Source organism: Bacillus sp. FSL R5-0512, assembly GCF_038593295.1.
Classification (GTDB): Bacteria; Bacillota; Bacilli; order Bacillales; family Bacillaceae; genus Bacillus; species Bacillus safensis.
Window position 1 is genome coordinate 1,285,147 of the sequence record NZ_CP151982.1, and the last position, 14,162, is coordinate 1,299,308.

Sequence of the window (14,162 nt, forward strand, 5' to 3'; positions counted from 1 at the left end):
GGACAGGCATGTAAATCTTTGTGCGTGAAAATAGAATGAGCTCTTGTTAGAGTGGACAAGTATCTTACAGCCTACTTTGATTAAAGGAGGAAAAAGGCGAATGTTTAAAATTCATACAGCTCTTTTTGTCATCCTTATGCTCGTTGCAGCAATGAAGATGGACAATATACAAGAGCAGCAAGGCACATTAAGTCACGAACTTTCACAAGCACCTGTTAAACATCAGCTTTCATATATAGATCAAGACCACGAGCAAGTCATCCCAGCATTTTCTGAAGAAAAGCGTCAGCCAAAAGTGAAATTGCTAAGTACGTCAACAGAAGAAAAGTCTTCAAAACCGAAGCAAAAGAAAAAAGTAAAATCTGAAACAACGAATAAGGCAAGCGGAAAACAGTATTCTAATGAAGAAATGGACTTGCTTTCTCGGTTGGTACACGCTGAAGCGAAAGGTGAATCTTACGAAGGGAAAAAAGCGGTGGCAAGTGTTGTCTTAAACAGGGTGGAGCATCGTTCTTTTCCTGACAGCGTGAAAGGTGTGATTTATCAGCGAAATGCCTTCCAGCCAGTATCAAATGGAAGCATTCATGATAAGGCAGATCAAGATTCCATTAAAGCGGTGAAGCAGGTAGTAAAAGAGCATGACAGAACAACAAAGGCTATCTATTTTTATAATCCAAAAACGGCAACAGATCATTGGATTCGTTCCCGCAAAATTGTAGAACGTATCGGACGTCACGTGTTTGCCGTATAGAGAAAAAGAGCGATCAATGAGATTGCTCTTTTTTTGTCTTCAATTATTAAAATATTTTTTGGACTTGTCTCATAGAATGTGAAAAGAATTTGCTTTAGACAAGGGGAGGCTACATGAATCGATTTGTAAAAGGGGTCATTCTGCTATCTGTCGCAGCTTTTATTGCGGAGTGTATAGAGTTTTTAGTCAATATGATTTTAGCGAGAGAGCTTGGAGAACATGGAATGGGTTTATATATGAGTATCCTTCCAATCATCATGCTTGTCCTTGTGATCGCCAGTTTAGAGCTGCCAGTCTCCATTTCTAAATTCATTGCAGAATCACATGAGCGTCTCCACAAAAGCATGCTCCGTCATGCCTTTAAAATGACACTTGTGGTGACAAGTACAACAACAGCTATAGCAGCTATTGTACTGCCTTTCATTCCAGTGTTTCAGTCGTATCATCCGCTTATGAAGGGCCTAGTGCTGTCACTTATCCCGATTATTGCGTTTACCTCCATTGCCCGCGGCTATTTTATGGGAAAGCAGCAAATGGGCAGAATTGCTTTAGCCAATATGCTGAAGAAAACGATCCAGCTTATCTGCTTGTTTTTGTTTTTTCATTGGTATTCGTTTGATATTGAAACAGCAGTACTCATCGCCATTGGTGTCATTGTTGCGAGTGATCTTGTTGTCTTTATTTATTTATACTCCCAATACGTCATGGCAAAAAATGCTGTGAATGTCAGGTCTGTTGAATTAAGAGGAAGTGATGTGCGAAAGCGCCTATTAGCCGTTTCCATTCCGACAACGGGCATGCGCATCTTTCATGCGATCGCCAATGCGGTTGAACCATTTTTAATCAAAGGAGCGCTCGTAGCAGCAGGCATTTCTGGAACACTTGCTGTTGATCATTACGGCATGCTGGCTGGTGTCGCAATGTCGATCGGTTTTTTCCCAGCGTTTATCGCTCATTCCATCATGATTGTGATGATTCCGAGTGTCTCTGAAGCCTATGCTTTAGGTCAGTATGATCTTGTGAAAAAACGTGTCAGACAGGCGATTCTTATAACGTTTGGATATGGGGTGCCGGCAGTGATGGTCATGTATTATTTTGCTTACCCGCTCACACAGCTCTTTTTTGATTCACCGCAAGCTGCTGTCTATTTACAGCTGCTTTGGCCATACTTTTTATGCCACCTGTTTGTGATGCCGTTTCAAGCGTGTTTAATCGGGATGGGGCTCATCAAAGATGTGTTCCTACATAATATATGGGTGCATGTCGTCTCTTTTTCTATGGTGTATTTCCTCGGTTCAATTGAAAGCTTGAATATGATGGGGGTCATTTTAGGGATGAACACAGGCATGCTGCTGTTGACTGCCCTGCATTATGCGACGATTTGTAAGGAGCTCGGCGTTTCAATGTTTCTTACATTGAAAAAAGCTTGAATGTCATCGCCATCGAGAGGGCAAGCTAGAAGAAAACTGGGAAGGAAGATCATGATGAATCGTAAACATCTACCCGCCAGTCTTCTGATGATGACCCTGCTTCTATTTCTAACGAGCACAGCAGCAGAAGCAAAAGAGCCTGTGATGGCGCCAAGGATAGAGGCGCCGACATTAAATGGTGACATGCAGATGGTTCCCGAAAAAGGGAAAAAGACCATTTTGCATTTTTGGACAACATGGTGCCCGTCCTGCAAAATGGAGCTGCCCGAATTTGAACAGATTGTGAAAGAAAATCAGAGTGATGTTGACATATTGACCGTGAATTTACTAGGTGCTGAACAAAGTAAACATGCTGTTGCCCAATTTGTGAAAGACAGAAGGTTTACATTCCCGATCATACTAGATGAACATGGAGAAATGATGAAGAAATATCAAATCATCACCATTCCAACGACCTTTTTGATTAACGAAAAAGGAGAAGTGGTGAAAAATCATGTAGGTCCACTGACGAAAAAACAAATCAAAGAGTGGACAAATTCGTAGAACAAATCCTTTCTGTGAAAGAACCAATTCTGTTGGTTCTTTTTTGTGTTCGTTTGCTTTTCATCTGAATACACTGTGCTCAGAAGAAGACGGAACGGTCTATATCAGTAATGATAATTATTATCAAAAAGAAATTATAATAATTATTAATTGAAAATTAATCAGAACCTGTTATAATGAGTGACAGACCAATAAAAAGCTTGAAATAGCAGAAAATATAGATGAAAAAGAAACGGGCAACGATTGATAATATGAAAACGATTATCAATTAGAGAGGAGAAAACAATCATGAATGAGAATACAGCACTTTACCAAACGACAAATCAAAAGGAATCGAAATGGTCCTTACATAAATGGGCACAGCACGGAGAATTAATTGCAGCAGGTATATCGGGGATTCTTATTCTAACTGGATGGATTCTAAAGGATCAGAGTATGTGGAGCATTCCTCTTTTCATCCTAGCATTTGTTATTGGAGGTTTTGCAAAGGCGAAGGAAGGAATTGAAGAAACGATTTCGTCGAAGACCTTGAATGTGGAACTTTTAATGATTTTCGCAGCAATAGGCTCAGCTCTAATCGGCTATTGGGCAGAAGGCGCTATCTTAATTTTTATTTTCTCACTGAGTGGTGCGCTTGAAACGTATACGTCAAATAAAAGCAAAAAAGATTTAACAGCATTAATGAGCATTGCACCAGATGAAGCAACTTTAATTGAAGAAGATGGTACGACCATTCAAATCGCCGCTTCATCATTAACACCAGGTGACCGGATTATGGTCAAAGCTGGGGAACGCATTGCAGCAGATGGTGTCATTTTAAGCGGGAGAACAAGTGTGGATGAATCTGCCCTCACAGGCGAATCTGTTCCACAGGAAAAAGGGCAGGGGGAAGACGTATTTGCAGGAACAGTGAATTTAAATGGTTCCTTAACAGTGGAAGTCACGAAACATAATGAAGAAACGCTATTCCATAAAATTATTAAACTTGTTGAATCCGCTCAAGAAAGTGTTTCGCCAAGCCAGGCATTTATCGAAAAATTTGAGGGTGCCTATGTAAAAGGCGTGCTGATTACCGTTGCGGTATTAATGGTTCTGCCTCATTTTGTCCTCGGCTGGAGTATGAGTGAAACTTTCTACCGGGCAATGGTGTTTATGGTCGTTGCTTCACCTTGTGCTCTAGTTGCATCCATCATGCCAGCAGCACTGTCACTGATCTCAAATGGCGCGAGAAATGGAATGCTTGTTAAAGGTAGTGTCTTTTTAGAAAAACTAGGCACAAGCAGCATGATTGCTTTTGATAAAACGGGGACAATTACAAGCGGGAAGCCAGCCGTAGAACAAGTCGTCATGGCTAAAGGGCAGGATGAATCTGCTTTTTATCAGGCACTCTATCAAATTGAGAGTCAATCAAACCACCCATTAGCGAAAGCAATTTCTGATATGGCAAAAGAACACCAAACAGAAAGATCAGTCCATGTCACCATTGAAGAAACCTCTGGATTTGGTGTAAAAGCACAATTAAATGGAGAAACGTGGCGGATTGGGAAGAAAGACTTTGCGGGTAAGGCGTCAATCGACCGCGAGATTGAAGAGACAGGTGATGACCTTTCAGCTCAAGGATACACAGTGGTCTACGTTCAAAAGGGTGAAGAAGTTGTTGGCTGTCTTGGCCTTAAGGATCAAATCAGACCTGAAGCCAAAAAAATGATTCAAGAACTAAATGATTTAGGCATCCAAACCGTCATGCTGACAGGAGATCAGCAAAAAACGGCTGAAGCGATTGCGCAGGAAGCCGGTATCCAAACCGTAGTGGCTGAATGTCTTCCAGATGAAAAGGTACATGAGGTCAATCAATTAAAAAAACAAGGTAATTCAATCATCATGGTAGGAGACGGAATCAATGATGCACCAGCGCTCGCCACAGCAGATGTTGGGGTTGCGATGGGCGGAGGCACAGATGTTGCCTTAGAAACAGCGGATCTCATTTTAATGAAGAACAATTTAAGTAACCTAACAAAGATGATCCGTCTTTCAAGAAAAATGAATCGAATCATTAAGCAAAACATTATTTTCTCATTAACGGTGATCTGTCTTTTAATTTGTGCGAATTTCTTACAAGTGCTTGATTTGCCCTTTGGTGTCATCGGGCATGAAGGAAGTACGATTTTGGTCATTTTAAATGGTCTGCGTCTGCTTCGTGCATCTTAAATCAATCATCAGGGCGCACTGGATTCATGCCAGTGCGCTTTTGTGCGAAATACAGCAAAAACTGATACAATAGACCAGTAGTAAAACGTGTGAGGAGGATCATGATGAACCGAATGAAGAGCTTGTCTTCTTGGCTTAAGAAAGAAGACATTCAAGGTGCATTTATACATACAAAGGAAAATGTGTTTTATCTATCTGGATACTTCACAGAGCCGCATGAAAGAGTGATGGGGCTGTTTGTGTTCCAAGAGGCAGAACCATTTTTTATTTTGCCTAAAATGGAAGTCGAGCAGGCAAAAAATGCAGGATGGTCCGGCGATATCATTGGATATGAAGATCATGAGAATCCATTTGATTTCATTCAATCAGCGATAGAAAAACGAGGTATTCAAGCGGCGCGTCTTGCGATTGAAAAAGAATCGATTCCGCTTCAAAGAGCAGAACAGCTCCAAGCTGTCACCGGGGCAGAAACGTTCGTCCGGGCTGAAGATGCGCTCGATCAGCTCAGACTGATCAAAGATGAATCTGAAATTGCTACACTGAAAAAAGCGGCTCAATTGGCAGATGAAGGTGTAAAAATTGGGGTTAACGCCTTAAAAGAAGGAATCACAGAAACAGAAGTGCTCGCTGTCATAGAATATGAACTAAAGAAAAAAGGCATTCAAGGCATGTCCTTTTCAACCATGGTTCTCTTTGGTGAAAAATCAGGCGAGCCTCATGGAAATCCGGGACAGGCAGCCTTAAAAAAAGGCGATTTTGTGTTATTTGACCTGGGCGTCATTGTCGATGGATATTGCTCAGATATCACAAGAACATTTATCTATCAGGAAGCTTCTGAAAAGCAAAAGGACATCTATCAAACCGTCTTAAATGCAGAAATGGCAGCACTTGAAATGAGTAAGCCAGGCGTGAGAATCGGCGATCTTGACTTAAAAGCCCGCGGGCTGATTTCAGAAGCGGGGTATGGTGAATATTTCCCGCATCGCCTCGGACATGGGTTAGGGATTTCTGTTCATGAGTTTCCTTCTATGAGTCAGGCAAATGACGACCTTCTGCAAGAAGGTATGGTGTATACGATTGAACCAGGAATTTATGTCCCAGGAGTCGGCGGCGTAAGAATTGAAGATGATGTTCTCATTACGGCAGATGGTCCAGTCACCTTAACCAATTATCCGAAAGAGCTGACGATCATCAAGTAATAAAAAAATCACGATGAACGTCCAGGTCTTGGAAGTGTCATCGTGATTTTTTATCACTCTTCTCGATCCTTATCAACAAAAAAATCATCAATTGATTGAAACGGTTTGATTTTATGTTCTTTTCCTAAAGGATGTAATGCAAAACGAGCAGAAAACAAAACAGTCATACATAATATAATCCATATGATGAAACCCATCTTGAATTCCCCTTTCCATCCAGTGATTTGTTCAGCTCACATACATCTTAAAGTATGAAACGCTTACCATATCAAGAGAAAGTAGGAGAAAAAATGGCAAACATAAGGGAGATTGCGATAAGAGCGGGCGTATCTGTGACAACCGTATCACGTGTGTTGAATCATCATCCTTATGTCAAAGAGGACAAAAGAGAGCGTGTTCTACAAGCGATGGAAGAGCTCAAGTATACGAGAAACATTCAGGCGGTTCATTTAGCGAAGGGCTATTCGAATATGCTTGGCATTGTCCTTCCAAACATTGAACACTCTTATTTCAGCACACTCGTCACAGGTATTGCAGAAAAAGCACAGGCGCGCGGTATGCATTTTGCTTTATTTCAAACAGGATATGACCCATTAAAAGAAAAAGAAGCGTTAATGAGTTTAAAAGAGCGCCGTGTGGATGGTTTAATATTTTGTTCAAATGCGTTAAGTGATGGTCACATTTTAAAGTGGCAGGAATCAGGGCCGATTATATTTTGCCATCCTGCGCCGCACGATCAATGCTCAACCGTGTCGATTGCGCATGATCAAGCATTTAAGGAAGGCCTGTATCATTTGGCTGCATGCGGGCATCAACGAATTGCGATCGTTCTCGCCAGAACAGAAGGAGCGAATAGCAAGTCGCGCCTTCAGGCTTATCAAGACATGATGCAATCGCTCGGACAGACCATTGATGAGGAATGGATCATCGAAGGGAAGTTATCCCTGCTTGATGGGAAGCAATTATTTGCAGAATGGCAGAAAATGAAAAATCGTCCTACAGCTTTATTCATCACAAATGACGAAGTCTCTGCAGGCTTTTTATTAGAGGCGCAGCGTCATGACATAAAAGTAGGAGAATCACCAGCCATACTCAGCTTTCAAAATAACCAATTGAGTGAGGTTTTGGGGATTTCCAGCATTCATATTCCCCTCAAACAAATGGGACAGGAAGCTTTTGACTTGTTCGACCGGGCATTAAAGGGAGAGAAATCAGAAAAAAGAATGCTGCCATTTCACCTGATTGAGCGGACAACAACCGTTTTGAAAAACAATCGTTGACGCACGTTTCATCTGTTTTGTACGATAAGAGGGATTGAATAAGAAGGAGGTGGGGATGTTCATGGAATCCTTCACCGTTGATAAAGCGTTAAATAATAATGTCATCATCGCAAGACACCCTTCTTTGGGCGAAGTGGTTCTGATTGGGAAAGGGATCGGCTTCGGTAAAAAATCGGGTGATCTTCTCGATCAAGACGTGTTTGAAAAAATGTTTGTGTTAAAAAACACGAAGGAACAAACAGAATATAAACAGCTGCTTCATCATATTGATGAGAACATGATTGAGCTTGCCAATGACGTCATTTATCATATACGAGAAAAAATGGGACAGCGATTGAATGAGCATATACATGTTGCACTGACCGACCATATTGCGTTTAGTTTTAAGCGGGTGCAGCAAGGCTATGATATCACGAACCCTTTTATGCTTGAGACGCAATCGCTTTACCCGAAAGAATACGAGGTTGCAAAGGAAGTCGTTGAACTGATTAACGAGCGGCCAGATGTCGAAACGAAGCTGCCAGAAGGAGAAATTGGCTTTATAGCGCTCCATATCCATTCAGCTTTGACGAATCGGCCTTTATCTGAGGTGAACCGTCATTCGCAGCTCATTACACAAATGGTCCAAGTCATTGAAGATTCGTTTCATATGAAAGTAGACAGAGAAAGTATTCATTATTTACGCTTATTACGCCATATTACGTTTTCAATTGAGCGTATTAAACGGGGAGAATCATTAGAGGAGCCAGAAAAATTGCTTCATCTATTGAAAAATGAATATCCTTTATGCTACAATACTGCTTGGAAAATGATCAAAATTTTGCAGCATGCATTGAAAAAGCCTGTACAGGATGCTGAGGCCGTCTACCTGACACTTCATCTGTACAGATTGACAAATAAAATTTCATAGTTTCCTTGAAACGTGTAACTGATTCGATCAGGCATGAGTGACTTAAGGTAAATACAGGATAAGATCCTGTTATTTGCGCAACCTTATATCACCATGCCTTTTTTTGCGTTTGAAAGTGAAATGTAAACGGTTAATTATGAAATGTACGTCAGGGAGCATCCCAAATGTATGTTGTAAGCGAAAACAAAAGGAGGTTCAACCAGTGTTTAAATCACTTTTTGGTGTGTTGCAAAAAATTGGACGAGCACTCATGCTTCCAGTTGCGATCCTTCCTGCTGCCGGTATTTTACTAGCACTTGGGAATGCGATGCAAAATCCGCAGCTGATTGATGTAGCTCAATTTTTAAGCAACGATACAATTCAGCTTGTTGCAAGTGTCATGGAGAATGCGGGGAACATCGTCTTCTCGAATCTTCCACTATTATTTGCTGTAGGGGTTGCCATCGGTCTTGCCAATGGAGACGGAGTGGCAGGAATTGCCGCTATCATCGGTTATCTTGTCATGAACGTAACGATGAGTGCCGTATTAATGGCCAACGGATCCATTCCATCCGATTCACTCAAACTGGCCCAGTTCTTCAAGGAAAGCCATCCAGCATATATTAATATGCTCGGTATACCGACCTTGTCTACCGGCGTTTTTGGCGGGATTATCGTCGGGGTATTAGCAGCTTATATGTATAATAAATTTTACAAAATTGAGCTCCCGCAATATCTTGGCTTCTTTGCTGGTAAGCGTTTTGTTCCAATCGTTACTTCTATTTCAGCACTTATTTTAGGGCTATTGATGCTAGTCATTTGGCCGCCAATCCAAGGTGCACTGAACTCATTTTCAACAGGACTGCTCGCAGCGAATGAGCCGCTGGCTGCCTTTGTATTCGGTGTCATTGAACGATCATTAATTCCGTTTGGTCTGCACCACATTTTCTACTCACCATTCTGGTATGAGTTCTTTAGCTACAAGAGCTTATCAGGAGAGCTTGTCCGTGGTGACCAGCGTATTTTCATGGCGCAAATCAAAGATGGTGTACAGCTGACAGCTGGTACATTCATGACAGGGAAATATCCGTTCATGATGTTCGGTCTTCCAGCAGCAGCACTTGCGATTTACCATGAAGCAAAACCAAAGAATAAAAAGCTAGTAGCAGGAATAATGGGATCAGCGGCCCTTACTTCTTTCCTAACAGGGATCACTGAACCGCTTGAATTCTCATTCTTGTTTGTTGCACCAGTATTATTTGCGATTCACTGTGTATTCGCTGGATTATCCTTTATGATAATGGATATTCTAAACGTGAAAATCGGGATGACCTTCTCAGGAGGGTTAATCGACTTCTTCCTATTTGGTATCCTGCCAAATAGAACCGCTTGGTGGCTCGTCATTCCAGTAGGTCTTGTCCTTGCTGTCATTTACTACTTCGGATTTAGATTCGCCATTCGCAAATTTAATCTGAAAACGCCAGGCCGCGAGGATGAAGCAGCAGACGGAGCAAGTGAGGCGAAGTCTGAAAAAGGTAATGACTTGCCTTATGAAATCCTTGAAGCAATGGGTGATCAAGAAAACATTAAGCACCTTGATGCTTGTATCACGCGTTTACGTGTTACTGTCAATGATCAGAAGAAAGTGGACAAGGACCGCTTGAAAAAGCTTGGCGCTTCAGGTGTTCTCGAAGTAGGGAACAACATCCAGGCAATCTTTGGACCGCGCTCTGATAATTTAAAAACACAAATGCAGGACATCATTGCAGGCCGCACGCCTCGTCCAGCGAAAGACCCTTCCGCAAAAGAAGAAGTCAGCCAGCAGGTCGAAGAAGTCATTGCAAAGCCGCTTCAAAATGAGCAAGGGGAAGAAATTTTTGCTTCACCAATTACAGGGGAGCTTCATCCAATTACAGATGTACCAGATCAAGTATTCTCAGGGAAAATGATGGGTGACGGTTTCGCCATCTTGCCAACAGATGGAACGGTTGTTTCACCGGTAAGAGGGAAGATCTTAAATGTGTTCCCGACGAAACACGCCATTGGCCTGCAATCTGATGGTGGACTTGAAATTTTGATCCACTTCGGAATTGATACGGTCGGCCTCAAAGGAGAAGGGTTTGAAGCATTTGTACAAGAGGGAGATCAAGTAGAAATCGGTCAAAAACTTTTAGAGGTTGATATTGATAAAATTAAGTCTGAAGTACCATCTTTGATGACTCCAATTGTATTTACCAACTTAAGTGAAGGACAATTTATTGACCTTCAAGCATCCGGTGAAATCAAAGCTGGACAAGAAAACATCATGAAAATTTCAAAATAATTTTCATAACTGCCGTTCTTGTTAGATGACAAGCTCGGCAGTATGATATAATATTGTGGATGTATTAATTGTATAAAAAGGAGATTGATAAAAATGGCTCAACAAACATTCAAAGTAACTGCAGATTCTGGAATTCACGCACGTCCTGCAACAGTTCTTGTACAAACTGCTAGTAAATATGATGCTGATATCAACTTAGAATATAATGGTAAAACAGTGAACCTGAAATCTATTATGGGTGTAATGTCTCTAGGAATTGCGAAAGGTGCTACAATCACAATCTCTGCTTCTGGTTCTGATGAAAATGATGCACTTGCTGCGCTTAAAGACACAATGAAAAGTGAAGGCCTAGGCGAGTAATGCAACAACTGAAAGGAATCGGTGCTTCAGCAGGCGTTGCGATTGCAAAAGCGTATCGTCTGGAAGAACCAGATTTAACAGTTCACCAAAAAGACATCAATGATCCAGAGACAGAAGTGAAGCGTTTTGAAGAAGCAATTCATGTTTCTAAACAAGAACTTGAAGCAATTAAAGAGCATGCGCTAAAAGAGCTTGGCCAAGACAAAGCAGATATCTTTTCTGCCCACCTTCTTGTGTTAAGTGATCCTGAACTGCTAAGCCCAGTAAAGGATAAAATCAAATCTGATAAAGTAAATGCTGAATTTGCTTTAAAAGAAACAGCGACGATGTTTGTCACAATGTTCGAAGCAATGGACAATGAATACATGAAGGAACGTGCGGCGGATATTCGCGACGTAACGAAACGTGTGACTGGACATTTGTTAGGCGTTGACATTCCAAACCCAAGCATGATTTCTGAAGAAGTCATCATCATTGCTGAAGATTTAACACCTTCTGATACTGCTCAGCTGAACAGACAATTTGTCAAAGGCTTTGCAACAGATATCGGCGGTCGTACTTCTCACTCAGCGATCATGGCAAGATCTATGGAGATTCCAGCAGTTGTTGGGACAAAAGAAGCAACAAAAACGGTGAAAAACGATGATCTGATCATTGTGGATGGTATTACTGGAGACGTCATCATTCAGCCTTCTGAAGATGAAGTGAAAGCGTATCAAAAAAAGCATGAAGACTACTTAGCTCAAAAAGCGGAATGGGCGAAACTTGTTGACCAGCCAACGGTTACAAAAGACGGCGTTCACGTAGAGCTAGCTGCAAATATCGGAACACCTGAAGATGTAAAAGGTGTACTTGAAAATGGCGGCGAAGCAGTCGGATTGTACCGTACTGAATTTTTATACATGGGCAGAGACCAGCTTCCTACAGAAGAAGAGCAGTTCGATGCGTATAAAACAGTTTTAGAGAAGATGGAAGGGAAAGCAGTGGTTGTCCGCACACTTGATATTGGTGGCGATAAAGAACTTCCTTACTTGCAGCTTCCAAAAGAAATGAACCCGTTCCTTGGCTATAGAGCCATTCGCCTTTGCCTGGAAGAGCAGGAGATTTTCAGAACACAACTACGCGCCTTACTTCGTGCAAGTACATATGGAAACTTGAAAATCATGTTCCCTATGATCGCGACGTTATCAGAATTTAGAGAAGCAAAAGCCATTTTACTTGAAGAAAAAGAAGCATTAGTTGCTGCTGGTACAGACGTTTCTGATTCGATTGAAATCGGAATGATGGTAGAAATTCCATCAACAGCTGTCATCGCAGACCAATTTGCAAAAGAGGTAGATTTCTTCAGTATTGGAACGAATGATTTGATTCAATACACAATGGCTGCTGATCGAATGAACGAACGAGTGTCTTACCTTTACCAGCCTTACAACCCAGCGATTTTACGTCTTATTACGCTTGTGATCGAAGCAGCGCATAAAGAGGGTAAATGGGTCGGCATGTGCGGTGAGATGGCAGGAGATGAAATCGCAATCCCGCTACTACTTGGATTAGGATTAGATGAATTCTCAATGAGTGCAACATCCATTCTTCCAGCTAGAACGCAGCTAAGCAAGCTTTCTAAAGAAGAAGCTGCGTCATTTAAAGAGCATATTTTATCACTTAGCACAACAGAAGAAGTGGTTGATTTCGTCAAGAAGACGTTTCAACAGAACTAAGTGAATGAAAACCAGACAGGTGAAACTGTCTGGTTTTTTTGTCGAATTTTATCATATTGAGTCATATTGGGCAGTGAGAAGGGCACCCTATAATTAAAAAATGGAGGTGACCAGATTGCCTTTCTCAGACTACAAACCGGGTGATCAAGTATATGTGATTTATCGAAATCCACATGCTGCAAACGTAGCACAAATTAAAGAAGCAGAAATTGTTTCACATCCATACAACGAAGAAGAGCTTGCCCTCTTTTTGCTTGAAACGTATCATCCACTAGCACCAGATGATGCTGTTTTTCCAACATATGAAGAAGCAGAAGCTCTTTATCAAGACTTGTTTGAATAAGGGAGATTTTAGAAAGGATAAAAGCCATCCTGTGCGGTTAAAGTAACGGTATGAAAACCTTAAAGGTAAGGATGTGCTTAATATGATCAAACCTTTCGTTCCCCAGCTTGTTTACATTGAACCTCGGGCGTTAGAGTACCCGTTAGGACGAGAGCTGAAGGAAAAGTTTGAGGGTATGGGAATCGAAATAAGAGAAACGACTTCACACAACCAGGTCAGAAATATTCCGGGAAAAAATGACTTGCAAAAGTATCGTAATGCGAAGTCAACACTTGTCATTGGTGTGAGGAAGACATTAAAGTTTGACTCGTCTAAACCATCTGCAGAGTATGCAATCCCATTTGCAACAGGATGTATGGGGCATTGTCATTATTGCTATTTGCAAACAACAATGGGAAGTAAGCCGTACATCCGAACGTACGTCAATGTAGAAGAAATATTAGATCAGGCAGATCAATACATGAACGAGCGGGCGCCGGATATCACGAGATTTGAAGCATCATGTACTTCAGACATCGTAGGAATTGACCATTTGACACATACACTCAAACGAGCGATTGAATACTTCGGGCAGACGGACCTAGGAAAACTTCGCTTTGTCACGAAATTCCATCATGTCGATCATCTGTTAGATGCAAAGCATAATGGCCGGACAAGATTCCGTTTTAGTATCAATGCCGATTATGTCATTAAATATTTCGAGCCTGGCACATCACCGCTAGATCAGCGGATTGAAGCGGCTGTTAAGGTCGCAAAGGCAGGCTATCCTCTAGGCTTTATTGTTGCTCCAATCTACATCCATGAAGGCTGGCAGGAAGGATATAAAGTTCTTTTTGAAAAGCTTGATGCAGCTCTTCCTGAAGATGTGAGAGACGATATCACCTTTGAGATGATTCAGCATCGCTTTACAAAACCAGCAAAGCGTGTGATTCAAAAAAATTACCCAAAATCAAAATTAGAGTTGGACGAAGAAAAAAGAAGATACAAGTGGGGAAGATACGGTATAGGAAAATATATCTATCAAAAAGATGAGGAACAAGAACTGAGAGAGACTTTAGAGTCATATATAGATCAGTACTTTCCTTCTGCAAAAATTGAATATTTTACTTAAAACAAGC

At 41.4% G+C, this 14,162-nt stretch carries 13 protein-coding genes; 12 read left to right on the forward strand and 1 reads right to left on the reverse strand.

Annotated elements, in window-relative coordinates; translation table 11 throughout:
• Positions 1 to 100 precede the first annotated feature (100 nt).
• The 5 genes from NSQ25_RS06535 (at position 101) to NSQ25_RS06555 (ending at position 6,131) form a co-directional block, all read left to right on the forward strand.
• Positions 101 to 751 carry a cell wall hydrolase gene (locus NSQ25_RS06535; RefSeq protein ID WP_326136504.1) on the forward strand — a complete coding sequence of 217 codons (651 nt, stop codon included), beginning with the start codon at positions 101 to 103 and terminating at the stop codon, positions 749 to 751.
• Positions 752 to 864: 113 nt separating this feature from the next.
• A complete protein-coding gene (locus NSQ25_RS06540; protein ID WP_024424690.1) occupies positions 865 to 2,181 on the forward strand; it encodes a polysaccharide biosynthesis protein in 1,317 nt (438 codons plus the stop codon).
• 54 nt (positions 2,182 to 2,235) lie between these two features.
• Positions 2,236 to 2,724, forward strand: coding sequence for an endospore biogenesis thiol-disulfide oxidoreductase StoA (gene stoA, locus NSQ25_RS06545; protein WP_034281555.1), 489 nt, complete (start codon positions 2,236 to 2,238; stop codon positions 2,722 to 2,724).
• 288 nt (positions 2,725 to 3,012) lie between these two features.
• Positions 3,013 to 4,932, forward strand: a complete 1,920-nt coding sequence (locus tag NSQ25_RS06550; RefSeq protein WP_252050388.1) for a heavy metal translocating P-type ATPase — start codon at positions 3,013 to 3,015, stop codon at positions 4,930 to 4,932.
• 104 nt (positions 4,933 to 5,036) lie between these two features.
• Positions 5,037 to 6,131, forward strand: coding sequence for a Xaa-Pro peptidase family protein (locus tag NSQ25_RS06555; RefSeq protein ID WP_034281559.1), 1,095 nt, complete (start codon positions 5,037 to 5,039; stop codon positions 6,129 to 6,131).
• Positions 6,132 to 6,184: 53 nt separating this feature from the next.
• Here NSQ25_RS06555 and NSQ25_RS06560 read toward each other — a convergent pair whose 3' ends face one another.
• The gene (locus NSQ25_RS06560; RefSeq protein WP_162842493.1) at positions 6,185 to 6,328 is read right to left on the reverse strand and encodes a hypothetical protein; all 144 of its coding nucleotides are present in this window, start codon (positions 6,326 to 6,328) and stop codon (positions 6,185 to 6,187) included.
• 93 nt (positions 6,329 to 6,421) lie between these two features.
• Here NSQ25_RS06560 and NSQ25_RS06565 point away from each other — a divergent pair, with 93 nt between their 5' ends.
• The 7 genes from NSQ25_RS06565 to splB all read left to right on the forward strand — a co-directional run bounded on the left by NSQ25_RS06565 (position 6,422) and on the right by splB (position 14,155).
• Positions 6,422 to 7,411, forward strand: coding sequence for a LacI family DNA-binding transcriptional regulator (locus NSQ25_RS06565; RefSeq protein WP_326136503.1), 990 nt, complete (start codon positions 6,422 to 6,424; stop codon positions 7,409 to 7,411).
• A 55-nt stretch (positions 7,412 to 7,466) separates the two neighbouring features.
• A complete protein-coding gene (locus NSQ25_RS06570; protein WP_024424695.1) occupies positions 7,467 to 8,321 on the forward strand; it encodes a transcription antiterminator in 855 nt (284 codons plus the stop codon).
• A 202-nt stretch (positions 8,322 to 8,523) separates the two neighbouring features.
• Positions 8,524 to 10,623, forward strand: a complete 2,100-nt coding sequence (gene ptsG, locus NSQ25_RS06575) for a glucose-specific PTS transporter subunit IIBC (protein WP_024424696.1) — start codon at positions 8,524 to 8,526, stop codon at positions 10,621 to 10,623.
• 93 nt (positions 10,624 to 10,716) lie between these two features.
• Positions 10,717 to 10,983: a phosphocarrier protein HPr gene (locus NSQ25_RS06580; RefSeq protein ID WP_003211078.1), complete on the forward strand. Its 267-nt coding sequence runs from the start codon at positions 10,717 to 10,719 to the stop codon at positions 10,981 to 10,983.
• Positions 10,983 to 12,701 (forward strand): phosphoenolpyruvate--protein phosphotransferase, encoded by a 1,719-nt coding sequence (gene ptsP, locus NSQ25_RS06585; protein WP_041106058.1) that lies wholly within the window; start codon positions 10,983 to 10,985, stop codon positions 12,699 to 12,701. Before NSQ25_RS06580 ends, ptsP begins: the two co-directional genes overlap by 1 nt.
• 100 nt (positions 12,702 to 12,801) lie before the next feature.
• The gene (locus tag NSQ25_RS06590) at positions 12,802 to 13,044 is read left to right on the forward strand and encodes a transcriptional regulator SplA domain-containing protein (protein WP_044331928.1); all 243 of its coding nucleotides are present in this window, start codon (positions 12,802 to 12,804) and stop codon (positions 13,042 to 13,044) included.
• Between the two features lie 82 nt (positions 13,045 to 13,126).
• Positions 13,127 to 14,155: a spore photoproduct lyase gene (splB, locus tag NSQ25_RS06595; RefSeq protein WP_034281564.1), complete on the forward strand. Its 1,029-nt coding sequence runs from the start codon at positions 13,127 to 13,129 to the stop codon at positions 14,153 to 14,155.
• Positions 14,156 to 14,162 lie beyond the last annotated feature (7 nt).